The organism is Ruegeria sp. HKCCA5491 (assembly GCF_013034565.1).
In the GTDB taxonomy this organism is placed as follows: Bacteria; Pseudomonadota; Alphaproteobacteria; order Rhodobacterales; family Rhodobacteraceae; genus Ruegeria.
Map to the genome: position 1 here is coordinate 99,113 of NZ_WQGG01000015.1, position 25,660 is coordinate 124,772.

Below are 25,660 nucleotides of genomic sequence, written 5' to 3' on the forward strand. Positions count from 1 at the left end.
CTTGGCGGGCGGTTTTACAATGCCTTCAAGGACCGCTTAACTCAGCGGGGCGACCGCCAGGATCACAGTGAACTTCTCACAATAGATATACAACTCGTTGTACTTGGATGTGTCGATCCCGGTCGGGATTTTAAACGAGGCTTCGCCCTTCTTGACGGTCAGCTTGTCGTGAATTTTTGAACCATTGGCATAGGTCTCACCATTGCCGAAGCCGATCTTAATGTCCGGTGGGTTCTTGCTGGGGTCAAAGACATAGTCGCTTTTGAGTGTAACGGTATCACCGGTGACCGAGACCGTCCCTTTCACGTTATAGCCAGGACGCCCAGACAGGCTGCCGGTGCGTTCCTTGTCCCCGGCAAATGCAGCAGGAGTTCCAAGTGCGAGTGCGGCTGTTGAAGCAAGTCCCAGCTTCATGAATTGGCGGCGTTTGATCGTCATGGCGCATGTCCTATCCAAAACTAAGATGGAAAGATTCTGAGCAGACTATTTGCGCTCTGCCAACTCACATCGCATCGAGGGAATTTGAGACTCTGAAACAAATCGGATCTGTTACCAAACCGCTCGAACCAAATCCTCGTCCCTCAAGAATTTCTCTTCAATTCGCGATAGATCGTCGACCGAGCGCGACCCATCCGATCCTCGATGTATATTAGCCAAACTTGTAAAGTGGCTGGAACACCTAGATTTGCAGAACAATACGCCCGATCACTTCACGCTCATTGAGAGATCGGAAGGCTTCAGATGCGTCCTCCAACTTCAAAACGCGATCAATAAGTGGGCGCAGTTCACCTTCAGCAATCCAGTTCATTATCTTGTCTGCTGCATCCTTGGCTTCCGACGGGAACTTCTCGGCCCATGCACCTTCGAACACTCCAACCACCGAGAAGCCTTTGAGCAGAGGCAGGTTCATCGGTAGGTTTGGGATTTCCCCGCTCACAAACCCAATTGGCGTGATGCGCCCGCCCCACCGCATGGATCGGGCAATCTTTACAAAGGTGTCTCCGCCTATCATCTCAAAGCAAACATCCAACCCTTTTCCGTCTGTAAGGTCTTGGATCTGTTGGCGCAGGTCGCCTTCGCGCATATTGACGACTGCATCGGCGCCTGCCTCCTGCAGCGCACTCATTTTGGCGGCGTCTCCGGTTCCTGCAAGGACGCGCGCACCAAGCATCCGCCCCATGTCAACGGCAGCAAGTCCAACCCCGCCAGTGGCACCCGTGACCAACAGGTTCTCACCCGGTTGCAGTGCGCATCTTTGGGCCAAAGCGTGATAGGCTGTCATGTAGTTGTGCAAAACGGTCGAAGCGACCGTAAGGTCGACGCTTTCGGGTACTTTCGCGCACTTCCAGTGTTTGGTTACAGCACGTTCCGCGTAACTGCCGTGCCACATTTGCCCGACGACACGATCACCTGGTTTAAAGTCGGTGACCTCGCTCCCGACCTGTAAGACAATGCCTGCCGCGTCCGTTCCCGGGACATAAGGCAACTCTGGCCTCAGTTGATAACCACCTTCCGCCATGAGCTTATCCATAAAACTCACGGCAGCGGCATGCACCTCGATGAGAACTTCATCGGCTGCTGGAACAGGCTCTGGCACTTCGCCAAGTTCAAGCGCATCAGCGCCCTCAAATTTCGAACATAGGACAGCGCGCATAGCCCAAACTCCTGTATGTATAGCGTACTATTCCGCCGCTAGGATTGTATCGTTTTTGTCAGTTTCGCCATACCCCTTTGGCACAGGAAGGTCCGGCAGACCAGCCGCACGTTTTTGCAGCGCTCTACCAATCACGACGCGGCTGATTTCGGTTGTTCCGTCAACGATCCGCAGCATCTGCGCCAAGCGTGATAGTCGATCCAGCCCGTAAGGCTGCAAAAGACCCATCCCACCCAGAACCTGGGTGCAAGTGTTCGCAGCTTTTACTGCAGCGTCGGGGACAAAACGTTTGGCATGTGCCGCCATAAGTGGCCCCTCAGGGGTGCCAAGGGCTTCGGCTGCCTTGCGGTAAAGCAGCTTGGACGCTTCGAGATCTGTTGCCACCTCTCCCAGCATCCACTGAATGCCGTCAAGGTCGAGGTTCTTGCCGCCAAACATCTTGCGGTTCTTTGAATAGGACAGCGCAGTATTCAGCGCGGCCTGCATCAGGCCACAACACCCAGAAGCGATCGAAACCCTTGCGATGTCGATCGCCATCAATGAGCCCTGCAAGCCTTGGCCAATTGGAAGAATGATATTGTCTTCGCTGACCACGACGTTGTCTAAATACATCTCGGAAATCGGCAGGAAGTTATAGGATGGTGTATCATAAATTGGGCCAAAGCTGATACCTGGCGCGTCTGCCGGAATCGCGATCATGGCCATGTCCTTATGACCAGGCTCATCCGAGGTTTTGACAACGGTAAAGTAGATATCGGCCTCAGTCGCCAAGCTGACCCACGCCTTAGCGCCATTGATAGTCCAGGTGCCGTCACTGTTGATTGTTGCACGGGTGTACATCTTCATCGGATCAGACCCGGACTGCGGCTCTGTCAGCGCGAAATTCGCAAGCTTGCGACCTGAAGTCAGATCGCGCGCCCATTCCTCTTTGAACGCGTCGGTCCCGTATCCACAACCTGCAAAAGTACAAATGTTGTGCATGGAAATCGCAAATGCGTAAGCTCCATCGCCTGTTCCCAATTGTTCATAAACCTGAATACCCTCGGACAGCGGCAAACCCTGTCCGCCCCACTCTTTCGGTGCGTAGAGGCCAGTCAGACCAGCCGCACCTGCCTTGTCAGAGGCCGCGCGAGGCCAAGCCCCGTTTTTGTTCCAGGCATCAACATTAGGCAGGATCACTTCACTGGCGTGATCGCGCGCGGCGGACAAGAGAGTTTCAAGATCAGACGACATGGCCTTGGTCCTTTCAGTTGAACGCAAATATCCAATCTCGCCACCACCATTGGGCGAAGCAAATCGGGTTTACGCAGTAAGATGTGCTTTGACCGCTAGGTAGCAGCACAATTAACACCTACTCCATCTCGCGCGGTGACAACCGATTGTCCAAAAGTGACAAATCTTTGCCTAGAGTAGAGCCCGCTGCCGATACGAGCTTGGTGTCGCCCCTGTCCACCTGTGAAACGCCTTGTGGAAACTTGCCGCGGAAGAAAAGCCAACGTCCTGAGCAATAACCTCGATACTTGCATCTCCAATTTGCAAGCGGCGAATTGCGATATCCCTGCGCAACCCGTCTTTGATGGCCTGAAAGGACGTTCCGTCAGCGTCCAACTTACGGATCAAAGTGCGCGGCGTCATGCCAAGCGCCTTGGCGGCCCCTGCCAAATGCGCGTCCTGCCAGCTCGATTGGTTCAGATAGGCGCGGACACGCAAAGACTGAGTGTGCTCTTGCGAATGCGTAAAGACCCAGTCGCGCGGCGCATTTTCCAGGAAGCGATCCAGATCATCGGTACTGCGCGCATTCACCGGCCCCAGCGAAGCTTTGGCAAAGCGAATTGATGTGGAATTTGCATCAAACGTGACAGGCGCGGGGAAAATGACGGCATAGTCCTCTTCGAAAGAGGGGCGCTCAAATGCGAAATCGACCCGCTCCACGGCGACCTCACGCCGGGCCAGCCAAGACAGAATCCCATGGGCAAGCTTAAGGATCAGCATATGGCCAAAGCGCTGCGCAAGGGCGTCTGACCGGGGCACAAGGCGCAGTGCTATGGTATCCTCCGCATCGACCAACTCGAACCGGTAGTCATCAAGCAACAGGTTCCAGAATGTCGAAAACCGGTAAAGCGCCGACGACAGCGAGGTTGACTCGCGCACCGATGTCAGCAGGTGTTGCAAGGCACGTGGCCTTATTGGACGCGACCAGAGCCCCATCATCTCATCGCCGGTTTCCACAGCTGCCAGTTGGTACAGGCGAACGATCTGCTCCAGAGTCACTCGACCCAACGGGGCATTGTCGCCATATGAGATGCCGGATCGGGCGAGCAACGAAGCAAATTGATCCGGCTCACAAAGGGCCTGCAACGCCACAAGCCAATCAAGAATGAAGCTGCTTGAGACTGTTGAAAATGAAGGTTTTTGGTCGCTGATCATCACTGAATGACAATAGCAACGAAAGCCAAGGGCTAGAACCAATATCCTTGGCGGCCCAAACCCGCCGTGCACAAATTTGCCCCAAAGCGGCACGCACGAGATCACCGGCGTTGCGAAACCGTGCATCCCACCTTTGCATCCGGGCATTCCAGTACCAATAGGCCTTCGGTCCGGTTTTGCGGCAGATGCAAGAATTTCACCTACAACTTGCAGCGTTCCCGACTCGCTAGTTCGCCTCATGGGTACCGTTGGGCATGTCGGTTCGGAATTTGAATTTTCGGAGTCCAATGCAGGGCGCAATAGCCCCGTTGAGTCCGATCAAACAAAGTTTCATCTTGATATCTAAGGACTTTAGGGGCTTCTTACCTGCCACATGTTTCTGCCTTCGTATTTGCAGAATTTTTGTGCTACTGTCGCCAGAGTCATTTTTTGTATTTTATTCAAAGGTTTTTACAGTGCAGGACAAAACGACAGGAACATTCAGGCTGCGCCCAGTTGAAAAGTCCGATCTGGAGGTCATCGCGCCGTGGTTTCAGGACGTAGAAGATTTGGCGCTGTTTGACCGAACATCGCGCATTCCCTTCAACCAGTCGCAAACCGAAGAAATCTGGAAAGATGCCTTTTCCCCTGACAACCGCTGCAAATGCTGGTTCGTGGTGGAATCCAGTGATGGTAAGGCGCTTGGGATGGCGGGGATCGAAGCAATATCAACCGTCAATCGTGACGCGGTCATTGCCATGTTTGTTGAGAAGAACGCCCGACGCCTTGGGATCGGGCTGCGCGCAACAGCCTTGCTGATTGATTTTGCATTTCGGCAGTTAGGTTTGAACCGCCTTACGTCCTACTACCGCGTGGACAATCAAAGCAGTCGGGACTTGGTGGCAAGGGTCGGATGCCAGATCGAAGGAACCATGCGGCAGGCATGGTTCGCAGACGGAAAATTCCACGACATGATCGTGGTAGGAGTCCTGAACCAAGATTGGATGAAACATCGAGAAACACTTGCGCAAGAGTTGAGCAACGACATCGTAGTGACCTTTGGTACAAGCGCACCTGGCGCTTGGTCATGGCCTCCTCAGGGTGCGGGCTCCTGACCAAGGCATCCGAATGACCCAAGCAGTCGAAATATTTGAAATTAGGTATATGTTGAACAAGTGGTTTCAGCAGAACCTACCAAATGAGAAACGCCAGTGGACACCAACAATCTGAACGTTCCCATCACACAAAAGCTCGGGGCTGTCCTGTTCGCCGACGTTGTCGGATATTCTCGCTTGATGAGCGAGAATGAACTGGACACGTATAACGCTTTGAAATCATTGCTCTCCAAGCTCGAAGTCACGTGCGCAAAATATAATGGCCGCGTGATTGAAGTGCGCGGTGACGGCATTCTTGCACTGTTTGAAACGGCCACAAGCGCGGTGGAATTTGGTGTGGAACTGCACCAGATCGCGAGCGAGCATAACCACACGCGATCCGAGAATCAGCGAATCAAATTTCGCGCGGGCGTTCATCTAGGAGAAATCCTTATCGACGAACGCGGGATTCATGGCGATAACGTGAACATTGCGGCCCGACTTCAGGAAATAGCGGAACCAGAGCGTGTTTACGTCAGCTCGGCCGTTTACGATCAGGTGTGCAACCGCCTGCGATATGGGTATGAGTTTCTGGGCCCAAAGCAACTGAAGAACATCGTTTCTCCGATCTCAACCTATTGCGTCCGAAGCGAGGTTGCTGGCGCGACCATGGCAGGAACGATGCGCCCCGAGCTGACGATGGATATTCTGGAGCGGCCGGATACACCGTCGGTGGCTGTCCTGCCATTCACCAGCAATAACGGGGACGAGTCCGACAATTGGATTGCCGAGGGGTTGACCGACGACATTATCATGAACCTTTCCAAGTTCCGGAACTTGTTCATCATCGCCCGGAACTCATCGTTTTTCTTCAAGGCACAGGCGATGCCACCGAAGGAAGCAGCCCAGAGACTGAACGTACGATATATCGCGCGTGGTAGTGTCCGGCGGTCCGCCAGTCGCATTCGGATTACCGCCGAACTTGTGGATGCCAATACTGAACGCACTATCTGGGGCGAGCGGTTCGATCGGAATATCGACGACATCTTCGACATTCTCGACGAAGTTACAGAATGCATTGTTGCCGCCACCGCCGTGATGATCGAATCCCATGAAAAACAGCGTATGATTCAGGCAGTGCCCGCCGACCTTGAGGCGTATGGTTCGGTTCTTCAGGGTCAACATCACATCTTCAAGTATACGCGGAACGACAATCGTAAGGCGCAGGATTTCTATCAATCCGCGCTAGAGCGGGACGGGCGCTATGCCCGGGCGGCGGCAGCTTTGTCACGAACGCTGAACATAGACTGGCGGTATTCCTGGGCCGAAGATCCATCTTCCGCGTTGGACAAGGCGCTGTCGCTTGCGCAGCGCGCTATCGAACTGGATCCAACGGATGCTCGCGGTTTTGGCGAGTTGGGGTATGTGCACCTGTACCGAAAGGAACATGACGCCGCGATTCAGTCCTATCAACGTGCCTTGGCACTGAACCCAAATGACGCCGACATGCACTCGGATTTTGCGGATGCGTTGGCACATTACGGAGACAATGAAACGGCGATCACACATATCCAGCAGGCCATGAGGTTGAACCCCTATTTCCCAGATCAGTATCTGTGGCACTTGGGTGGGGCCTACTACAATCTCAGACGGTATGACGATGTGATTGAGACCGTCAACAAGATGAACAACCCAACCGAAGGTCAACGTATGCTGGCTGCAAGCTATGCCCAGCTGGGGCAAACCGACCTGGCGCGTCAGATCACTGACAAGCACCGCGCGGCACATCCCAATTTCTCGCTTACGCGATGGGCCACGGTACAGCCGGATCGGTTGGAAGAGGATACCCAGCATTTTGTAGAAGGCTTGAAAAAAGCTGGGTTTTGATAATCCAGAAAAAAGGGCACGCGCCTGACGTGCCCTTGTTCTGTAGATATTGGCTTGATCTTAGTCGCCGCCGCGCACCTTTGCGCCACTGACTTTGGCACCTGATACCTTTGCACCGCTGACTTTCGCTCCACTCACCTTTGCACCGCTGACTTTGGCGCCAGATACCTTGGCACCGCTGACAGCCGGGCTGTCAAAACCGAAATAAATGTCCAGCAGGACTTGCTCGAACTGGCCGGTCATCACGTCCATACGGATCGTGTAATCAGCCTTGTCGTAATCCCAGACCCTGATGTCGTCCGAGATTTGATAGTCAGCCGAAGCGACACCAGACAGGGATGGATCACTCGGAGCGCGGGATGCTAGGCCACCGGGCCGGTTTCCATCGGTCGGGCTTTCGCCTTTTCCATGGACCAGGAAAATGGTGGGTTCAGGCAGCTCATAATACGTGCCTTCAAACGAGAAGCCGTAGATACGCGCCAATCGGGAGTCTTTACCATACTGATCCTTGAGCTGCTTGTTCGCGCCGATTTTTTCGGACAGTTCTTTGCGGAAAATGAACTCTTGCTTTTCGAAACCCGCAGGGGTGGGCAGCGTCTGCTGCCAGAAGCTGTCTTCGTATTGGTCCCCATGCGTGACCTTCACCAGCGCGTCTTCTTCAATCCTCTCTTGGTTTTCCAGCTTATAGTTCTCGTCAACTACTGTTACTTCGTAAATACCATTCTTTTTGGGACGATTTCCAGTAACCAGAACTAAGTTGCCAGCCGCCACCTCTTCACCGTCGATCGTGCCGTCTACGATGGAGATATTCTTGTTCACCTTCACCTTTTTCGCTGCAACAAGGCGGACTGTTTTATCTGGGGCCGCAATTTTGGATTTCGCGACCTTCAAGTCGTTCAATAAACGCCCAAACAACAACACTTCGGAAAAACTAAGCAAGGATTCAGCCATAATATTCTCTCCCAATTGTGGGGTGGACAGAGCTTAGGCCCTCATCTTTCCCCCTGAATTGAACCCGAACGCATAGTTCGAGAAAATTATTTCCAATAATCATCCCACGTTTGCATGCCATAAAACCACTTCAAAATAAAGGATTTTTGACCGCTATCCGGGAACTTGCGTGCGGACAGAATTGGCGTGGTTGTCTTCGTCAGGATCAGGCAACTGCGGCCCTGCGGTTGCCACGCCAATATCACGCATTCTGAAGTTACCTTGAATGATGCGCTGAAAGGCACCGCCGGTGATTTCCTGATCCACGGCCAGCAAAGCTTTTTCAACCCCGAAGTAGCTGAGCATATCAGCGTCCAGCCGTTCCCACGCATCTGCAAGATAGGTGCCCAAAAAATCCCGCGCCTCAAGCAGCGCGATACGAAACCCATCGGGGTTCTCAGCGTAACGGGTATCAAAAATATCCTGCATCACGGCGCTGTAGTCAGAGGAATCTTCCAACTGATCAGACAGGTCTTCTTCTTCGGGCGTTATCAGGCCGTGCAGCAGCAATCGTTCATGGTAAATATCCACGAAGATATCGAACATAGCTCCGGTCAATGGCTCAGACAGGTCATGCTCACTGGACCAGCCAGACGCAAATTCGGACAGAGACCGGTTATTGGCGGCCGTTCGTATCTGAGCGTTTTCCGAAAGTTCCGCAAATCGGTTTAGCCGATTGAACGTGTAAAGGTTGCCCCGCGTGTTCTTCAGCAACGTGTCCACGACCGATCCAAAATGTAAGGACGCGAGAAGCGCAACCATGTCCGCAGCAGATTCGTGGAATCCGTAATACTCGCCCCCGGCATCGCCATCGGTTGGCATTCCGATCACGCTGTAGATGATTGCGTGACCGATTTCATGAGCGACAACGTCGAAGTTCAGGCTGTATGGGCGATATTCATCCCCATGTTCCCGCGTGCCACCGGTTTCAAGGAACCCCCAGCCGATATGTGCGTTATCCAAACTAGGCAGAAGCGACAATTCCAGCCGATCAAAATCGCGCGCGAAATGCCACGGTATGGGGCGATCGAAATACCCTTGCCAGACGTCCATGGTGAAATGAGCAGACCCAAAGAGATGCGCCGCCTCAAAGGCCGGGTCTGATGGGTCAATATGGATGAAATTCCCAAACTCATCGGGCATCGCGGGGGGATGGAAATATCCATCCCAGGGCGGCAGGTACATGCCCGGTCCGTTTGGTCCGGGGACGATTGCGCCATATGGCGTCGTTTTACCAACCGGATTGACCGTATACATCCTTGGGCCCGATGGGCCCGGTCCGATGCTTCCTTGCGGTGCCGAAATCTCGACCAATTCCAGTTGGGCATCCGGTTCCAGAAACGGAGATTGGGGAAACAGCAAAAACCGGGTGCCGGGTTCTTCGGCGTCGCTGTAGTCTGGCAAATCCATCAAGCGCCCTCCTGTGTCCGGTCGACGACCCCTTAACGGTCTTAGGCCGTTGATCCGGTATCACTATGGCAATACAAAAACTCTGCTTCTATCAAATCATAAAGAGCATCCCGCCCGGACAAGCCAAGCGAAACTGCGTAGGATTCAAGATCATCTGGCACATCGCGGTCAAGGTTTGTTTCAAAAAACCAGATCAGCATATGCAACCGATCTGCACTGATCTTGCGATCAGAGGGGGCGACCAGTTGGGTCTTTTTATCGGCACGGTCACGCAAATCCGCATAGCGCCCGCTGCGTTTTAGCTCGGTCAGCAGGGGGGCATTCAGCCGGGTGCTACGGGCTTCGGTCACCGCATCAATCTGTGCAGCTCCGGTTAGCATCGCTTCGTACAGTTCCGGGTTCAGGTCGTTGGTGCGCAGCCACTGCATCAAGTCAGCCTTGCGGGACAGCCCGGCGTTGTTGCGATGGTCCGACATGTGCGTCAGCAAAACCTCACGGTCGGGGCTGTGTTCAATCCGATCGGCCTCTTCCTGCGCCAGAAGTCTCAGAACTGCGCGGGCGCGCAGATCGAAATACAGTTCTGGCGTCAGTCGTAGTTCATCAATCACCGCATCGCCTTCGGTGGCTTCCGCATCAATACGGTTGCGCAGGGTTTTCCAAACCAATGTCCGTTCGGCACGCACGGTTGAGGTCTGCGGGGCAGGGGGATCGCTTAGATAGTCGAACATCATTCTCAGCATGGCTTTGGCGTCTTCCGCTTTGGCGTCAACCTGGCCCTTTGGCAGCCATTTGAAAAAATCTTCGGTCCCGGCGTGTTCCGTAACCGCGTTTTCGATATCAGGCCAATTGCGGTCCCGGTAATGGATGGACTTGGCCGCATCTATGATTCTTGCGGCGGTTTCAGGTTCGATGACCCCAACGGTTTCAGCCCGGGAAACCGAGGCACGGACCGAAACCATAGGTACACTCAGGGACTGGTATCCAAGCTCTGCCGGGCTATGGACAACCGCGACCTCGTCATCATCCTGCAAAACACCTGCGACATAGTCCTCAAAAATCTGGCCAACGCCGATCATCCCGAAGTCAGCAAGTTCGGCAGCCCTAAGAGCGCCCATGCTGGCGCTGCCAAACACCGGAATTCCTTGTTCAAGCGCCCAAAGAATCTCCTTGTGCCAGACCGAGGGGACGCCCTCAAAATACCCATCAATGATACCGATGGCACTTGGGCGGTCTTTGGCGACCCGATAAACGTCGCCTTGCCGGACAGGGGGCAGTATTCTGACCTCGGGAAACTCATCCAGCGCATCACGGGGCAGGGTAGGGCCTACGAAGACGGCGAGACTCATGCCCGGTCTTTCATAGCAGCCACGGCTCTTGCGCCAGGAACATAGTCTGGGTCGTCGTGCGGTGCCTCAAGCCCCGGCACGACAGCACGAACGACAGCGATGTCCAGTTCAGGGCGCGAAAGGTCAACACAGACGGCTTGTGAAAGGCCAACAGAACCCAGTTGACCAAGAATTAACGTGAGGTCTTCGTCAAATGAGCTGGTGGTATAGGACGGACAATCCGCGAACGCCTGACTTGGATCGGCGCGTTCAATAAGGTCCCGCACATATTGGCTGCGATCCGACTGGGCCTGATCCGTGAACTCAACCGGGTCCAGATCATCCCTTGCACCCGAGATATACGTCAGCCTTGTCTGCGCGGCCTCGGTCAATGCGCGCAAAAGGGCGATGGAACTGTCTGGGTGGCACCCGTCGCCAATTCCAATGTGGCCATTCTGCGCACCAGATTCACAGATCACACAACGGAAACTGGCGATCCCAATATCTGACGTCGTATTCCATATTCCAACCTTTAAGCCCGCAGCGGTGAACATTCCAAGGGCACTTTTACAGCGTTTGTCGTCAATCGTTTCGTGATCCAGTCGGTTTTCCGCAGTTTTGTGGTGCCAAAGAGTTGTCGCATCCCGTTCGATCAATTCGCAAATCGCGTGACATGTTGCTTCGGTTACGTTGTTGCCCGACGCCAACCCATTCGTGGTTCGCGGAAACGCACCTTGCCCGGCGCTGGGTGGTGCGGTGTAGTCCGTATCGACCATTTCCAAGGGGACCCAACAGTTGAGCTTGCCGTTCAACTCCTGTCCCTGAACCCATAACATATTGCGGTTTGGGTCAAATTTCCCGCCGGTGACGCGCGGAAGGCGTTCGACATCCACAACAAGATCATCCGCGCACAAATCGGAATAACGCGCCAGACGCTGTGGCAATTGCAGACGCTCGGCATGCCAGGCCTCGATAGCCTCCATTACGCCAGAGGCTTGAGCAGCCTCCAGCGACAGCCCCTTGCCCAGCGAAACGGCGACTGAGCGCGAGTTCGGGCGCGACACCATCACGGTCGGAAGCCCGATCCTGTCCAGCCCCGTCAAATTAGCGATCCGAGTGATCCCCATTTCCTTTAGGTATGGCTTAACAATACCCAGTGTCTGTTGCGGGTCGCGTGAGCGATGCGTGTCCACCAAATACTGTTTCTGCGAGGTTTTTGGCATGTGGCGGACCCTAATCAGAACAACTTTAAGAATGACACATCGCGGAAATCAACGTTAGATCAGGATGGTAGATGAATCCTTTTGGGTCAACCGATGGAAACGTATCGGTGAGCTGAGTAGCCGGGAATTATTTAACATAACCCATATTATGCCAAAAAACATCAGCCAACGCCCCTATCCTCACAATGTAAGGAGACGCGGTTCAAGTATCGCGCGCACTTTCAAGAACTGACTTTAGGCTTAGCGCGTCAATCGGCTTATGGAGCAAAGAATACTCTTCTGCATTGCACACCTGCGTCAATTCCGCTGACCGGTTTGCAGAGATAATACACGCAGGCAAATCTCCGAACTCATTAATCAATGCACGAACGGCGTCAGTTCCCTTCAAGTCGTGATCCAACTGATAGTCCGCCACGATTATGTCCGGTAAAATGCCGATCTCTCGCAGAAGGTTGGTAGCCTGTTGTTCGCTTGCACATTCCAGGACCTGGACGCCCCAAGACTCCATTGTCATCGTCAGGGCACCGCGCAAATTCTCATCGTTCTCGATCAGCAATGTAACGGTGCTAGCCAGGGTATTGGTGTCCGTTGCCTGCTTATTGATCGAGGCATCCGGCGCAGTGCTTTCTGACGTAGCAAGCGGAACCTCTACCGAAAACATGGTGCCTTGTCCGACCTGCGAGGACAACTTGATCGGGTGTTTAAGCAATCCGCAGGCTCTTTCAACTATGGCCAGGCCCAACCCCATCCCTTCGGCGGCACTCGCGTCAGAGTCCAGTCGCTGAAACTCCTGAAAGACAATGTCGCGCTGTTCAGTAGGAATACCAATGCCCGTGTCCCAAACCTCGATCGCAATTGATGTCTTGCGACGGCGCGCACCAACCAAAACCCTCCCCTTCTCGGTGTATCGGATAGCATTTGACAGAAGGTTCTGGAGAATGCGTCGAAGATAGCTGGCGTCACTTCGTACAAGGGCATCGGTATGCACAAAGCGCAACTCCAACCCCTTGGCCTGAGCGACAGGTCTGAATGAGTCTTCAAGCTGTGAGAAAATGTCGTTGACCGAAAGCGTAGACAAATGAACCGTGGCGCGTCCGGAATCCAGCTTTGAGATATCAAGCAATGCCTCAAGGATATGTTCCACACTGCTTAACGCGCTTTCGGCTTTGGCGGCGACGTTCTGGGCGTCATCTTCGCTCAACCCGCTGCCAAGGGTGGCGACGTACAGCTTCGCTGCCGACAAAGGTTGCAACAAGTCATGGCTTGCCGCCGCGACAAACCGCGATTTTGAGGAATTCGCCCGCTCTGCTTCGTTCAGGGCGTCAGCAAGTTCCTCGGTTCGCGATGCAACTCTCTGCTCAAGCAATTCCTTCGCTTCATATAAAGCTTGGGCTGACCTGTGTTCCGCCGTGACATCCGTGAACGATATAACGAACCCACGATCCGGCATTTCCTGCGCAAATACGGACAGGATTTTGAAACGCCCCGAATGCATCTGGAATTTCAGGGGTGGTCGTTCCGTCTCGCGGTTCACCCAAGCCATAAGATCGGTGGCGCTGACTCCGTCTGCGAATCTGATCGTCGCACTCAACCGGTCAAACAGAGTTTTGAACTGCGCACCCATCTGGAACTGGGCGTTGGGTATGGCCAGCAATTCACTGGCACGGTTGTTCCACCCGATCAGGCGTAACTTGCTGTCAAATATACAGACGCCCTGATCAATATGCTCCAGCGTTGCTCGGATCAGACTGGCCTTGTCGTCCAGTATCCGGTCCCTCTCCTGCCGCTCGATCCGCATGATATCCGTGACGTCGGTCTGCAAAATAACGGTTCCACCGTCAGGCGTCCGATGCTCGGAAATCTGCGTCCAACGGTTGCCGTTCAGGCGTACGTTAAAGACGACGTGGTCATCGGCGTGGCGCGTCATGCGCCGCTGAACCCAATCCTGTGGCGAAACCGCTTCGGGCAATGACAGAAATTTGGACTGGCTCGCCAGTTCGACATACTGAGTGAAATGAAGGCCAGGCACCAAATGACCCTGAATGTCGGGCATATGCATACCGAAACGGCTGTTACACAGAACAAGTTCCTCGTCCAGGTTGAACAGCGCGAACCCTTCCTGAACGGTTTCGATTGCATTGGCCAGATCAGCCCGTGCGGCTTCAGTTTCCTGGTTAGCCTGCGCAAGCCGCGCATTGGAATCGTTCAACAACTCCAGAGCGCGCTCCAAATCCAACGTACGCGCCCGGACTTCCTGTTCAAGCGTTGCAGCGCGCTGAAACTGCGCGTAGGCGGCGCCGCTAGCATCGGTCGATTCCTCGACCCGCCGCATCAAGGCGGCTGCTATCTTAAGAAGCTTTTCGTTCTGAAGATCCAACGGATCCTGAGGATTAATCAGGGTTTCAATCATGCTGCGCATCTTCCGGGGGGTAAATGGCCACTCCGGTCAGGGTCTGGTTTACGTGAATCGAATTGAATTGTTCGCCATAGGTGGAAAATCCGACCACACGATTGTCAGACAAAATTTTGGACAAATTGCCCGTCATCTGTTTTTCCTGCGCCTCAAGCCTGCGCAGAAGGCAGTCACACCCAAGTATCGCATCGGGCTGTTCTTGTTGCGTCAATGCCGCAAGCTCCTGCTCGAGATGGGTTGCCATATTCATAGGCTCGGCCATCGTCAGAACAAGCCCCTCATCGATCGCTGAAAAGAACACGAGATCACCGTTTTCATCAACGCGCTGAATGGCGCGCACATGATGCTGGCCGCCAATCTGAACAACAACGGGATGTGCGGCGAACGTAAAAGTATTCAACTGCTCAGGGTCTTTTCCCAATATTCTTGCATATTCACGGGCAGCCGGTTCCGCGTTGATTTCACGAACGATCCGATTGGCAGGGTCCGCATCGGTGACCACCATGCGCTGTGACGTGGGCACAAGGTGATCCGTCTTGAATACCTTGATCGGACAGCTTGTCCGCACCTGGGTCAGAACAGCCGCATTTTCACGCGCAAGGCCGTCCTGCAGAACGAATGTGTTACCAAATTGCGTCCCATCCCCGGCCGACCCGCCAAACAACGGCACCGGCCCCAAACCCACAGCCAACTCAGAGGTCAGGGCATCTTCCTTGGTCGATAATCCGTCGATCAGCAAAAATGTGAATTCGTGATGCCAGTCGGGGTCTGCTTCCGTCATCTCATTTCTGTTTCGGATCATCTCATGAATGATGTCCTGAGCGGAAAAATCGTTGAGATCCGGCACCAGGATCGTTCGAACCGCGAAATGAGACGCAGGCAAGCCAATCGCAACAATCTGTTCTTCCGTATAGCCCTGCCCGGCCAACTCGCCTGCAGTTGTGCAACCAATCACAGGCGCAGGCGCAAAGGCCGAAGCAGCTTCGGCAATTACGGACGCTGCATCTGCTTTTGAAGTCACAAACAGAACAACAAGCGCGTGCTCGCTTCCCCCGAGCGCAGACGCAAGCTGAGTAATCGCATCATCCGCATCATAGTGCGCAAATGCCGTCTTCACGATGCCTGGCTCACGGGTATGGGTCTCGGCCCACCCGACTGCTTGATCCATCGGGCCTCCTCCCTAAAGCACGACGAGATTTGAAGATATTAAGTTAGCCCTGCTCTTGCAAGACGCTGGCAAAAGACGCTTTCTTGGCAATCAGAACCGCCTGGGTTCGGCTTTGAACACCCAATTTCCGCATGATTGCAGTAACATGCGCCTTGACGGTCGTTTCAGCTATGGAAAGGTCATAGGCAATCTGCTTGTTCAACTTACCCTCACAGATCAGTTGAAGGATACGCGATTGCTGATTGGTTAACGTAGCCAGACGACCAACGGCGTCGCTTTGTTCATTCTCGTCGTCCGGATTGATCAGCACACATCCTTCGGGCAGAAACACATTACCTGCGTGCACGGTTTCGAACGCGGTGCGGAAGACATCCCGCTGGCTGTGTTTCGGAACGTAACCCGACGCGCCGGCGTGAATCACTTGGCTGATCACCCTGTTGTCGGTCATTGACGATACGACGATTACAGGCGCATTCGCCACCGCCTTTAGACGAATTAAGCCGTCTAACCCGTCAACATCTGGCAAGTTCAAGTCAAGCAAAACCGCATCCGGCTTTAATCCACCTTTGACAAGCTCCAAAGCTTGTTCAAGCCGGTCGGCTGTATGCACTTCACCGATATGTGCGACGCTTTGCAATGTCATCGAGAGTGCATCGCAAAACAAAGGGTGATCATCGATGATCAAAACGATTTCGAAATCACTCTGTCCAGCGGTACTTGCAAGCATAGGAAATGGCCTTTGCAAAAAGTTGACCCAATTTAGCAAATCCTAGCAACTGAAAGGAAGGTCGCCTACTGGCGGAAGGTCGTAATAAAAAAACGCGCGCCCGGATCAGGCGCGCGTTCAGAATACATCTGGTTTCGGATCAGTTCGCCGACGCCAGTTCTTTAGGCAGTTTGAAGGTCCACAAGGTACCACCCTGGTTCAGATAGTTGACCTTCTTGGCCACCTCGCCGCCCCACAGTGGAACCGCGCCGCCCCAACCGGAAATGATTGAGACATACTGCTCTCCGTCCTGTTCCCAAGTCACTGGCTGGCCAACGATGCCGGACCCGGTCTGGAACGACCACAGCTTCTCGCCGGTTTCGTCATCCAGCGCAATGAACTCGCCTTCGGGGGTGCCGAAGAACACAAGCCCGCCAGCAGTGGTCATCACACCAGACCACAGCGGAGCGTCGTTCTTGTATTCCCACTTCCACTCGCCGGTATCGGGGTCGATCGCCTTGAGCGAGCCGATGTGATCTTCATAGTTCGGCTTGATGGTAAAACCCGCACCCAGATAGGCAGCGCCTTTCTTGTAGGTGATCGGCTCGTTCCAGATATCCATGCCCCATTCGTTCGAAGGCACATAGAAATTGCCGGTATTCTGCGAGAACGCCATCGGCATCCAGTTCTTGCCGCCCAAGAAGGATGGCGAGGCAAAGATCACCTCACCCTTCTTGCCGTCCGCAGCCGAGGCAGGATCACCGGGGCGGTTTTCTTCGACAAAGATCGGACGACCGGTTTCATCCACGCCCGCTGACCAGGTGATGTCCTTGACGAATGGCGTGGCCGAAACAAAAGCGCCGTCTTCACGGTTCAGGACATAGAAATACCCGTTCCGGTCGGCGGTGGCATAGCGCTTGTTCCCCTCACGGTCTGTATAGGCGACGACCTCGTTCACGCCGTCATAGTCCCAACCCTCGCGCGGGGTGGTCTGGAAATGCCATTTGATGTCGCCGGTTTTCGGGTCGATCCCGATGCGGCTGGCAGCATAGAGGTTGTCACCCTTGTTGCCCTCGGTCGGTGTACCTGCATCGCGCAGCCAGCTATTCCACGGGGCCGGGTTGCCTGCGCCAAAGACCAGCGTATCGGTATCCGCGTCATAAGATCCGCCCAGCCAGGTCGCGCCGCCACCGGTCTTCCACATGTCGCCGGGCCATGTCGCGTTCAGCTCACCGGTCATGGTGCTTTCTTCGCCGTTCAGCGTGCCCATGTGACCTTCGATCACTGGACGTTCCCAAACCAGATCGCCGGTATTGACGTCCCGCGCCTGAACCGCGCCAACGATGCCGAACTCACCACCCGAGTTGCCGGTGATGACCAGCCCGTCCACGATCAGCGGAGCCGCCGTATAGGAATAGCCCGCTTTGTAGTCTGCGATCTTGTCGCGCCAGACCACATCGCCCGTGTCTTTGTTCAGCGCCACAATCCGCGCGTCCAGCGTGCCGAAAATGACCTTGTCGTCATAGATGGCAGCACCCCGGTTGACCACGTCGCAGCAGGGCAGAATGCCTTCGGGCAGGCGGGCGTCGTATTGCCAGACCTCTTTGCCGGTCTGCAGATCAATCGCATAAAGGCGCGAGTATGACCCGGTGATATACATCATCCCGTCATAGATCAGCGGCTGTGTCTCTTGGCCGCGCTGCTTTTCGCCGCCGAGGCTGAAGGCCCAGGCCGGAAGCAGGTTCTTGACGTTATCCTTGTTCAAGGTGTCCAGCGGGCTGTAACGCTGCAAATGACGGCCCATGCCGTTGGTTACAACCTGAGTGGTGATCGTTTGATCATTGGCCAGATCGTCTTCGGTAACTTCTGCATAGGCTGCGCCGGTTGCGATAATGCTTGCGGCGGCGGCCATGATAAACCGGTTCATCGGTGTCCTCCCTAGACTTATGTCTTTCCTCAGCGCCGAATCTCCGACAAATCGGGATTGCTGGCGAAGGTATTATTCTCGGGCAGGCGCTTTGGTGAAATTGCACAATGGTCGTAGGGCGCGTTTTGTGGATTTCAACAGGCTCAAAACTTTTCTCATGGGGCAAATGTCTATCTGGAAAAGCTTGAATCAGGCCTCTCCGGGGTTACATTTCTGTGTTTTCTTTAAATTCAATATATTAAACAAAAACATACTTAGAATAGCGGTGCGTATTTCCACTCGTCTGCGTCGGGGGTAACTTCGTTCGGATCATAGCCCGAATTCTGAAGGCGCTTCGCTATTTTCAAACCGTCTTCCGCAGCCTCATCCACGTAAGCGCGGCCCAATTCGGGGTTTTTTGCGACACCGTGACCCCGCAAAAGATTCAGCCCGTAGTTGAACTTGCCAACGGGATCGCCCAAGTCAGCGGCTCGTTTGTCCCAAGCTGCCGCAGCGTCCGGGTCGTAAGGACCACCCAGCCCGTTATTGTCCAACTGCCCCATCCAAGTCATCGCGCTGGTATACCCGGCATTAGCGCAGCTTTCGAACAGCTTGCGCGCCATCTCGTGACGGCCGGATTTGGTGATGTAATAGCCGGTTGCGCAGGTCGTCATATCGGTGACGCCATTGTCAATATTGCTCATGACCCGACCAAAGCCCGTGTCCTGCGGGTTTAGCGTGCCGAACTCATCCTCGACCGTCTGGGCCGAGGCGGCCGCGCCCAGAAACAGCAAAGCAATTGTGATACGGATCATGACAGAACCCTCCGATTGCCGGGCACTATAGCGCATCCCAAAGGTCATTTCACTTGTGTTGTGGTCGTAGAAAACGTCAGCCAGCCTTGCGCTTCATTCCGCGAGATGGGTCATAGCCCCACAGCGCCAGACCCAGAAACACAAGCCCAGCAAGTACAGTCCAGGCAAATGCGGTGGCATTGAATTGTCCGTAAAGCGCAAATCTGATCAGTTCAACGGCATGGGTGAAAGGGTTGAGGGCACAGATATCCCTAAGCAAAGCTGAACTTTCAGCCATTTTCCATAGCGGATAGAGAGCGGAAGACAGGAAAAACATCGGAAAGATGACAAAGTTCATCACCCCCGCAAAATTCTCAAGCTGCCGGATTGCCGAAGATAGGGCCAACCCAAGGGCACCCAGCATCAGCCCTCCGACAATCAAAGCCGGAAAGGCATAGATGTATCCATTCCACGGCATGTCGATTCCATAGATCGCGGCCACCGCCAGAAAAGTATAGACCTGCAAGATCGAAATCGTCGTGCTGGCAAGCAACCGGCAGAACAACAACCACCATCGCGGCAACGGGCTGGTCAAAAGCAAACGCATCGAACCCATTTCGCGGTCGTAAACAAGACTCAGAGAGCTTTGCATCCCGTTGAACAGCAGGATCATCCCGCACAAGCCCGGCACGATGTAAATCTCGTAGGTGATGTAGGTCTGATACGGCGGCGTGATCGAAAGCCCCAAAGCCGCGCGAAACCCGGCGGCAAAAACAATCAGCCAGACCAATGGGCGTATCAATGCTGCGATGAACCGGCTGCGCTGTCGAACAAAACGCAAGGCCTCGCGCAACAGGATTGCCCAAAGTGCGATCAAGCCAGCCTTCATGCCACGGCCCCAGTCATCGACAAGAAAACGTCCTTCAAAGGCGCGCCATTCGTAATTTCTTGGCTTGAACCCTGTTGCAAAAGGCGTCCTTTGTGAAGGATGGCGACCTGATCATCCGTGGAAATCTCATCTGTCAGATGCGTGGCCCATAATACGGTCATGCCTTCCTGCGCGGACAGATCATGAACGTGTTTGGTGATCGCGGTTCGGGCGGCAGCATCCAACCCGACAGTTGGCTCGTCCAACAACAAAACGGATGGCGAATGGATCAGGCACCGGGCGATTTCCAGCCTTCGGCGGTGCCCCCCGTTAAGATCGCGCGCACGTTCCCCAATGCGTTCTGCCATGTCCAGTCGCTCTAACGCGGCTTCGATACGGCTTTCGGCTTCTCGGCCTGATAACCCATGAAGAGCCGCAAAATAGCTGAGGTTTCGGCGGACGGTCAGATCCAAATCCAGAGTGGGCTGCTGAAAGACTACACCAACCTGAGCCAAAGCTTGACGCGGGTGTTTCGAAATGTCGAAACCCGCAATCTCGATCATCCCGCCACTTGTGGTCATCAAACGCGTCAAAAGGGAAAACAAGGTTGATTTCCCAGCACCGTTTGGCCCCAGTAACGCACAAAACGCGCCTAGGGGAACGTGAAAGCTCACATCATCCAAAGCGTGCTTTTCGCCATAGGCGTAGCTGACATTTCGGACCGAAAGCCCCGTCACTTAATGGTAATCTCCAACCTCTGTGTTTCGCCGGTGCTGCCCGGCACTTTCAGATAGTAGCTGCCAGGTTTGATAGCGACAAAACCTATTTCCATCTCACCGGCTTCGTCAAACTCGATTGAATCAACACCAAGCGGTCGGATCTCAAGCCCCTCGACCACGATTTCGTCGACCCAGATTGCCCTAAAGAACTCGGGCCCGACAATAGCCAGTTCCTGACTGCCGTCGCCTTGAATTTCAAACTCGTAATAGGTGCCTGATTTCAGCTCCCAAGGGGCGTCTGCCAAAGGTTCCCCGGCCGACAAGATAATTGGTGGCAGGTCTTCCTTGTTCTTTGCCGAAAGCAAACCGGCAAGACCAAAGCCGTTATCGTCATCTTCATTGTCGGCCAAGGCTGTTGTCGGCAACGCCAAAGCAAGCAGGGCTGCCACATGTACCAGTCGCTTCATTTCAATTTCTCCTACAATTGTTCAGTTGGTTGGGCGGAAAGCAGCGCCCCACGGGAACCGACCAACCTTGATCGTTTTGACAGGCTCGCGCTTGGCGACATCGATCACTGTTACATCCCCTGACACACCATTCGTTGTGAACAACAGCGACTTGTCGGCATTGAAGTCCATGTGCCAGACACGGCGGCCGACAAGGATGTAATCCTCGACTTCATAAGTTTCGGCATTAACAGCCGCGACATGGTTTGACGGCCCCAGCGCGACAAAAGCCGTTTCATCACCTTCGGACAATTCAAACCCCACGGGTTGAACGCGGTCCGGGTGGACACCTTCAACCTCGAATTTGATCTTGGCTTTTTCGGTTTGGGTTTCGACGTCAAACACGGTGATAGTGCCGCCAATCTCTGAACTCACCCACAGCTCGGTTCCGTCCTTGACGAATTCCGCGTGGCGGGGGCGTGAATCAACCAGAGTATTGGCGAAAAGCTCCTGCGTTTCGGTGTCAATCCAATGGGCCATATTGGTCGTTTCCGAGGTGGTAATTGCGATCTTCCCGTCCGGTGACACTGCCATTCCTTCGGGCTCAATCCCTACATCAATCTGTGCAATGACCTCACGGGATTCCGTATCGACAACCGTTGTAATCGCGTCATCTTCGTTTGCGATGTAAAGATGACGGTCGTTCGGATGCAGTACAAACTGTTCCGGGTCCTCACCCGAGGGCAGGTCGTGCAATATTTCACCGGTTTCCGGATCCATGACCTGTACTGCATCACTGTCAGAGGCGCAGATGTACAAAACCGAAAAATCCTTGGAGAACGTAATCCCCCGCGGACGCTCTCCGGTTTCGATGGTGCGAATTACCTCAAGCGTGTCGATATCAATAACACTGAGCGTGTCGTCCTTCTCGTTGCTGATCCAGATCTCATCCGCTGCAACAGGGGTGCAGATGGTTAGTGCGGCGGCAATTGCAGTCAGTCTCATAGAATTTACTCCTTAAACGCCTGGCACTGGCTTTCGCCCTGATCGATTCCCAGCGTGTCTAGTTCGGTGCGCTGGTGAAGGAACCCCGCGAGCGGCGCCATTGCAACCACGGCGCGATCCGTCACCAGGGGGATGGGTTGGCGCAACTGACCATTCCATGCCCGAAAGTTCATCGGGCGTCCCTTGAAACCCGCCAATTCAAAGTCATCCGACAACAAATATGACCGCAAAACAGCGGGATCAGTCGAGTTGGTACGCGTTATCGCCTCTCCCAGGGACCGGAACGCCGCCCATGCGGCATAGTCCTTGGGCATCATTGACCGTCCCGATTGATCAACAAATCTGTTCTGCATCTGGACCGCGCCCCATTGCTCGACCACGCGTGACCACGTCACTGGCTTCAGCCCTTCGGAACCAGCAACTGGTCTGGGTTCCCACGTGTTAAACGGAATATAACGGCCAAAATCGTTCAGCTCATCGGCAACCAGCAATACGTCATAATCACCGAAATCCTGCGTAAACAGGGGCACTTCTTGCGACGCATTACGCCGAAGGTCGGCATCAAAAGCCCACGTTTTTTCCGCCTTCAGCTCAAGGCGGAACTTCTGCAATGATCGCTTTAAAGCGGCCGCAAAGTCCAGATCACCAGGATGTTCACCTGTAATCAAAGCCAGATCGTCCCATCGGCGCTTTACCAGAAATTGCGCCAATGCATCGGTTCGCATCACGTCAGAAGGCAGCGTGTGCAATAGATTTGCGCGGCACTCCTCCTCTCTGATCAACACATCCGGTGCAGAAGCGTTGAATAATATGGCCGATGACGCTTCGGGCAAATCCGCGACATCCATTTGCGCCTGCGCAGGCGCATCCAGAATCACAAAAGGTGTTTCATTCAGTGCAGTCCGCGCGGCACCCAGCCAGTCTTCGCCTTCAGGCACGGCCACGACTGTAAGTTCATACTTATGGCCGAGAAACTTCGCTGTTGTCAGATTGTCAGCCAAGCCCAGTTCAGCACCGGCCATACCCAGATCGTCAGGCAGCGGGTCGAGGTTTGACAAAACCGGCGGGCGCGGAACTTGAAGCTGCAGGTAAGTAACCGAGATTGCAATCTCGGCCAAAACCGCGCCCGGCAACATTATCAATGCCGCGACAAGACTCAGACAAGTCTTCATTACCATGCCTCCTCCCAGGCAGTTCAAATAAAAAACGCCGATTTGCCTCGGTACCATTGGACCTTAGTCGCAACATTGGCCTGATCTGCAACCAAGGTCGAATTTCCCGCTGATTCCCGCTGCGCTATGACCGGGAAAAGCATCGTAAAGGAGGATAGGATGCGTCTAGTTTTCTTTAGTGCCGTTCTGGGCGCCGTCGCCGCTGGGGGCATGGCACTGGCTCATGGCGATGTCGCCCCGCAACCCGTCAACACCGACGCCCTGCCCGAGGTGGGTGACGAATGGCTGATCGAAAACCCTTACCGCGACAAGGGAGAAGAGGTGTGGCAAGCGGCGATCGCAATCGGTGATTCCGGATACAATCAGAACTGTGCGCGCTGTCACGGTCTTGGAGTGGTTTCCGGCGGTCTGGCCCCTGATCTGCGCTATCTGGAGGCCGAAGAATACGGTGACGAATGGTACGTCGAACGCTTCCGCGACGGTTACACCCAAAACGGGATCACAAAGATGCCCGCGTTCGGTGAACTACTGGGGCAGAAAGCAGCCTGGGCCATACGGACTTATATTGAAACGCGCCCCGACGACGGCGCGCTGGAAGATCACGCCGAGCGCCTGAAGGAAATCCGCGACACTCTCACCAATATGGCAGGTGGCGGAGAAGGCGACGCAGAGGCGTTGAAGTCCGAACTCAATGAGATCGCTGAAACGATCGAAACGGGTTCGGGTGCTCCGGTCGCTGACAGCGTCGCTTTGCGGGCTGCGGTTCTGATCTCGGGCGAAAACCCGGATTTTGCCGAAGCTGCCGAACAATTGACTATCGGATTGTCTGCCGCGCAATAGCGCAGCAAAGTGGGCACATGATCAAACACCTTTTCGTTTTCTCCCTGTTGGCCGCAACCCTTTCCGCCGGAACGGTATCGGCCAGGTGTGAAGATCATGTGCCCCAACCTAAACCTCAGAATGCAAGCCGGGACATTGTCGGGGCCGATCTCGATACGATTGTCGAGCGCGGATATATCGAGTTCGCAGCTTACGAAGACTTTGCGCCTTGGTCCTTTGAGAAAGACGGCCAGATACAGGGCGTTGATATTGATATCGGCAAACTGATTGCCGATGACTTGGGGGTCGAGGCCAGGTTCAATCTAGTCGCCGCCGGGGAAAACCTTGAGGCCGATCTACGCAACTGGATCTGGAAAGGTCCCCTGATCAACGGGCGCGTGGCTAATGTGATGCTGCACATTCCTTACGACAGCGAATTTGCCTGCCGCGTGGAACAGGTTGTGTTCACCGGTCAGTATCACGACGAAGAAATAGCCATCGCCTATCGCAAGGATGCGTATCCTGATGACCCGCCGGTCCCTGCCTATTTCCGTTTTGACACAGTCGCGGTCGAAAATGACTCGATTGCCGATTTCTTTCTATCGGCCTTTCCGGGCGGTCAGCTTGCGCAGAATGTGCGCCGCTTTCCAACAGCAGGTCTTGCGATGGAGGCATTGGCAGCAGGCGAAACCATGGCGGCCATGGGACCACGCGCCCAGCTTGAGGCTGGTTTGACACCCGAATTGGATGTTCACACCCCGCCCCTGCCCGGCTTTGCGGTCAGCACCTGGACCAGCGGCGTGGCAGTTCACTTCGCTTATCGCGGTCTCAGCTACGCAGTGGATGACGCGATTTATGCGGCGCTTCAGGATGGCCGGATCAAGCAGATTTTTGCGGCGCACGGCCTGACGCATTCGCCACCGAAACTTCGGTGACTACACCCAAGGTCTTATAGGCACCAAGTGGATCACCGCTTAACTTAACGAAAAATACTGGAGGGAATGACATGGAACTTCATGACAGTCGCGTCATCGCGGCACCACGTTCCAAGGTCTGGGAATCTTTGTTGTCAGCCGATGTTCTGAAAGAATGTGTCCCCGGCTGCAAAGAAATGTCGGGAACGGCAGAGGATGGCTTTGCCGCTACGGTGGTACAGAAAGTCGGCCCGGTAAAGGCGACTTTCAAGGGTGAAGTGACCCTGTCTGACATGGTCAATCAGGAAAGCGTCAAGTTGTCGGGTGAAGGCAAAGGAGGGGCCGCCGGTTTTGCCAAGGGCGCCGCAGACGTCACTCTGTCCGACGTGCCGGAAGGCACGTTGCTGTCTTACAATGTCGATGCGCGTGTGGGTGGAAAGCTTGCCCAGTTAGGTGGGCGGGTCATCGACGGCGTGGCCAAGAAAATGGCCGACCAGTTCTTTGAGAACTTCCAGAATGTGGTTGAAGAAGAGCCTCAGCTCGAAACAGCAGACGCTGCGCCGCAACCCGCGGCCACGCCTGAGCCTGCTCAAGCTGACGCGCAAACCGAAGAGAAGAAAGGATGGCTCAAGCGCCTGATCGGTGGTTGAGCTGAGTATTACAGGGAGGAAAATCTGATGAAGATTTCGATGACTGTGAATGGCGTAGCTGTGAGCGGTGAGGTTGAGGGTCGGACGTTGT

Annotated in this window: 23 protein-coding genes; 5 read left to right on the forward strand and 18 right to left on the reverse strand. The window is 54.5% G+C overall.

Annotation, left to right across the window (positions count from 1 at the left end; translation table 11 throughout):
- Positions 1-36 precede the first annotated feature (36 nt).
- From GOV88_RS18425 to GOV88_RS18445, 4 genes are all read right to left on the reverse strand, one after another.
- Entirely contained in the window at positions 37-438 is a 402-nt protein-coding gene (locus GOV88_RS18425) for a DM13 domain-containing protein (RefSeq protein WP_171241346.1), read from the reverse strand.
- Positions 439-679: 241 nt separating this feature from the next.
- Positions 680-1,654 carry an NADPH:quinone oxidoreductase family protein gene (locus GOV88_RS18435; RefSeq protein ID WP_171241331.1) on the reverse strand — a complete coding sequence of 325 codons (975 nt, stop codon included), beginning with the start codon at positions 1,652-1,654 and terminating at the stop codon, positions 680-682.
- A 27-nt stretch (positions 1,655-1,681) separates the two neighbouring features.
- Complete coding sequence (locus tag GOV88_RS18440; protein ID WP_171241332.1) at positions 1,682-2,887, reverse strand: acyl-CoA dehydrogenase family protein; 1,206 nt, start codon at positions 2,885-2,887, stop codon at positions 1,682-1,684.
- A 171-nt stretch (positions 2,888-3,058) separates the two neighbouring features.
- Positions 3,059-4,081, reverse strand: a complete 1,023-nt coding sequence (locus tag GOV88_RS18445; RefSeq protein WP_171241333.1) for an AraC family transcriptional regulator — start codon at positions 4,079-4,081, stop codon at positions 3,059-3,061.
- A gap of 455 nt (positions 4,082-4,536) precedes the next feature.
- Here GOV88_RS18445 and GOV88_RS18450 point away from each other — a divergent pair, with 455 nt between their 5' ends.
- Together GOV88_RS18450 and GOV88_RS18455 are read left to right on the forward strand one after the other, a co-directional pair.
- A complete protein-coding gene (locus GOV88_RS18450; protein WP_371808195.1) occupies positions 4,537-5,175 on the forward strand; it encodes a GNAT family N-acetyltransferase in 639 nt (212 codons plus the stop codon).
- Positions 5,176-5,271: 96 nt separating this feature from the next.
- Complete coding sequence (locus tag GOV88_RS18455; RefSeq protein ID WP_371808196.1) at positions 5,272-7,041, forward strand: adenylate/guanylate cyclase domain-containing protein; 1,770 nt, start codon at positions 5,272-5,274, stop codon at positions 7,039-7,041.
- A 60-nt stretch (positions 7,042-7,101) separates the two neighbouring features.
- Here GOV88_RS18455 and GOV88_RS18460 read toward each other — a convergent pair whose 3' ends face one another.
- The 14 genes from GOV88_RS18460 to GOV88_RS18525 all read right to left on the reverse strand — a co-directional run bounded on the left by GOV88_RS18460 (position 7,102) and on the right by GOV88_RS18525 (position 23,186).
- Entirely contained in the window at positions 7,102-7,992 is an 891-nt protein-coding gene (locus GOV88_RS18460) for a hypothetical protein (RefSeq protein WP_171125711.1), read from the reverse strand.
- A gap of 153 nt (positions 7,993-8,145) precedes the next feature.
- Positions 8,146-9,441 (reverse strand): hypothetical protein, encoded by a 1,296-nt coding sequence (locus GOV88_RS18465; RefSeq protein WP_171241334.1) that lies wholly within the window; start codon positions 9,439-9,441, stop codon positions 8,146-8,148.
- Positions 9,442-9,482: 41 nt separating this feature from the next.
- Entirely contained in the window at positions 9,483-10,787 is a 1,305-nt protein-coding gene (locus tag GOV88_RS18470; protein ID WP_171125714.1) for a TfuA-like protein, read from the reverse strand.
- Positions 10,784-11,989, reverse strand: coding sequence for a YcaO-like family protein (locus GOV88_RS18475; RefSeq protein ID WP_171241335.1), 1,206 nt, complete (start codon positions 11,987-11,989; stop codon positions 10,784-10,786). Before GOV88_RS18475 ends, GOV88_RS18470 begins: the two co-directional genes overlap by 4 nt.
- A gap of 202 nt (positions 11,990-12,191) precedes the next feature.
- Entirely contained in the window at positions 12,192-14,399 is a 2,208-nt protein-coding gene (locus tag GOV88_RS18480) for a PAS-domain containing protein (protein ID WP_171125718.1), read from the reverse strand.
- Positions 14,392-15,570, reverse strand: coding sequence for an FIST N-terminal domain-containing protein (locus GOV88_RS18485; RefSeq protein WP_171241336.1), 1,179 nt, complete (start codon positions 15,568-15,570; stop codon positions 14,392-14,394). The genes GOV88_RS18480 and GOV88_RS18485 overlap by 8 nt, the downstream gene beginning before the upstream one ends.
- Before the next feature lie 43 nt (positions 15,571-15,613).
- Positions 15,614-16,297: a response regulator transcription factor gene (locus tag GOV88_RS18490; protein ID WP_171241337.1), complete on the reverse strand. Its 684-nt coding sequence runs from the start codon at positions 16,295-16,297 to the stop codon at positions 15,614-15,616.
- A 139-nt stretch (positions 16,298-16,436) separates the two neighbouring features.
- Positions 16,437-18,203, reverse strand: coding sequence for a PQQ-dependent methanol/ethanol family dehydrogenase (locus GOV88_RS18495; RefSeq protein ID WP_171241338.1), 1,767 nt, complete (start codon positions 18,201-18,203; stop codon positions 16,437-16,439).
- A 254-nt stretch (positions 18,204-18,457) separates the two neighbouring features.
- Positions 18,458-18,997 carry a sel1 repeat family protein gene (locus GOV88_RS18500; protein ID WP_171241339.1) on the reverse strand — a complete coding sequence of 180 codons (540 nt, stop codon included), beginning with the start codon at positions 18,995-18,997 and terminating at the stop codon, positions 18,458-18,460.
- A gap of 76 nt (positions 18,998-19,073) precedes the next feature.
- A complete protein-coding gene (locus GOV88_RS18505; protein ID WP_171125728.1) occupies positions 19,074-19,865 on the reverse strand; it encodes an ABC transporter permease in 792 nt (263 codons plus the stop codon).
- Positions 19,862-20,581 carry an ABC transporter ATP-binding protein gene (locus GOV88_RS18510; RefSeq protein WP_171125731.1) on the reverse strand — a complete coding sequence of 240 codons (720 nt, stop codon included), beginning with the start codon at positions 20,579-20,581 and terminating at the stop codon, positions 19,862-19,864. Before GOV88_RS18510 ends, GOV88_RS18505 begins: the two co-directional genes overlap by 4 nt.
- Entirely contained in the window at positions 20,578-21,030 is a 453-nt protein-coding gene (locus GOV88_RS18515) for a hypothetical protein (protein ID WP_171241340.1), read from the reverse strand. Before GOV88_RS18515 ends, GOV88_RS18510 begins: the two co-directional genes overlap by 4 nt.
- Before the next feature lie 21 nt (positions 21,031-21,051).
- Positions 21,052-22,014, reverse strand: coding sequence for a YVTN family beta-propeller repeat protein (locus tag GOV88_RS18520; protein WP_171125734.1), 963 nt, complete (start codon positions 22,012-22,014; stop codon positions 21,052-21,054).
- A 5-nt stretch (positions 22,015-22,019) separates the two neighbouring features.
- Positions 22,020-23,186 (reverse strand): ABC transporter substrate-binding protein, encoded by a 1,167-nt coding sequence (locus GOV88_RS18525; RefSeq protein ID WP_171241341.1) that lies wholly within the window; start codon positions 23,184-23,186, stop codon positions 22,020-22,022.
- Positions 23,187-23,345: 159 nt separating this feature from the next.
- On the opposite strand from GOV88_RS18525, the gene pedF reads away from it, so the two are divergent.
- From pedF to GOV88_RS18540, 3 genes are all read left to right on the forward strand, one after another.
- Positions 23,346-24,026, forward strand: a complete 681-nt coding sequence (gene pedF, locus GOV88_RS18530) for a cytochrome c-550 PedF (protein WP_171241342.1) — start codon at positions 23,346-23,348, stop codon at positions 24,024-24,026.
- Positions 24,027-24,043: 17 nt separating this feature from the next.
- Entirely contained in the window at positions 24,044-24,940 is an 897-nt protein-coding gene (locus GOV88_RS18535) for an ABC transporter substrate-binding protein (RefSeq protein ID WP_171241343.1), read from the forward strand.
- A 71-nt stretch (positions 24,941-25,011) separates the two neighbouring features.
- On the forward strand, positions 25,012-25,569 hold the full coding sequence (locus GOV88_RS18540; protein ID WP_171125740.1) for a CoxG family protein: 558 nt from the start codon (positions 25,012-25,014) through the stop codon (positions 25,567-25,569).
- The last annotated feature ends 91 nt before the right edge of the window (positions 25,570-25,660 follow it).

Coding starts and splice junctions, on each gene's coding strand:
- GOV88_RS18465 (WP_171241334.1), bottom strand. CDS start 9,441: ATGGATTTGCCAGACTACAGCGACGCCGAAGAACCCGGCACCCGGTTT.
- GOV88_RS18440 (WP_171241332.1), bottom strand. CDS start 2,887: ATGTCGTCTGATCTTGAAACTCTCTTGTCCGCCGCGCGCGATCACGCC.
- GOV88_RS18495 (WP_171241338.1), bottom strand. CDS start 18,203: ATGAACCGGTTTATCATGGCCGCCGCCGCAAGCATTATCGCAACCGGC.
- GOV88_RS18460 (WP_171125711.1), bottom strand. CDS start 7,992: ATGGCTGAATCCTTGCTTAGTTTTTCCGAAGTGTTGTTGTTTGGGCGT.
- GOV88_RS18475 (WP_171241335.1), bottom strand. CDS start 11,989: ATGCCAAAAACCTCGCAGAAACAGTATTTGGTGGACACGCATCGCTCA.
- GOV88_RS18490 (WP_171241337.1), bottom strand. CDS start 16,297: ATGCTTGCAAGTACCGCTGGACAGAGTGATTTCGAAATCGTTTTGATC.
- GOV88_RS18470 (WP_171125714.1), bottom strand. CDS start 10,787: ATGAGTCTCGCCGTCTTCGTAGGCCCTACCCTGCCCCGTGATGCGCTG.
- GOV88_RS18540 (WP_171125740.1), top strand. CDS start 25,012: ATGGAACTTCATGACAGTCGCGTCATCGCGGCACCACGTTCCAAGGTC.
- pedF (WP_171241342.1), top strand. CDS start 23,346: ATGCGTCTAGTTTTCTTTAGTGCCGTTCTGGGCGCCGTCGCCGCTGGG.
- GOV88_RS18515 (WP_171241340.1), bottom strand. CDS start 21,030: ATGAAGCGACTGGTACATGTGGCAGCCCTGCTTGCTTTGGCGTTGCCG.
- GOV88_RS18480 (WP_171125718.1), bottom strand. CDS start 14,399: ATGATTGAAACCCTGATTAATCCTCAGGATCCGTTGGATCTTCAGAAC.
- GOV88_RS18520 (WP_171125734.1), bottom strand. CDS start 22,014: ATGAGACTGACTGCAATTGCCGCCGCACTAACCATCTGCACCCCTGTT.
- GOV88_RS18525 (WP_171241341.1), bottom strand. CDS start 23,186: ATGAAGACTTGTCTGAGTCTTGTCGCGGCATTGATAATGTTGCCGGGC.
- GOV88_RS18500 (WP_171241339.1), bottom strand. CDS start 18,997: ATGATCCGTATCACAATTGCTTTGCTGTTTCTGGGCGCGGCCGCCTCG.
- GOV88_RS18435 (WP_171241331.1), bottom strand. CDS start 1,654: ATGCGCGCTGTCCTATGTTCGAAATTTGAGGGCGCTGATGCGCTTGAA.
- GOV88_RS18425 (WP_171241346.1), bottom strand. CDS start 438: ATGACGATCAAACGCCGCCAATTCATGAAGCTGGGACTTGCTTCAACA.
- GOV88_RS18485 (WP_171241336.1), bottom strand. CDS start 15,570: ATGGATCAAGCAGTCGGGTGGGCCGAGACCCATACCCGTGAGCCAGGC.
- GOV88_RS18505 (WP_171125728.1), bottom strand. CDS start 19,865: ATGAAGGCTGGCTTGATCGCACTTTGGGCAATCCTGTTGCGCGAGGCC.
- GOV88_RS18445 (WP_171241333.1), bottom strand. CDS start 4,081: ATGATCAGCGACCAAAAACCTTCATTTTCAACAGTCTCAAGCAGCTTC.
- GOV88_RS18535 (WP_171241343.1), top strand. CDS start 24,044: ATGATCAAACACCTTTTCGTTTTCTCCCTGTTGGCCGCAACCCTTTCC.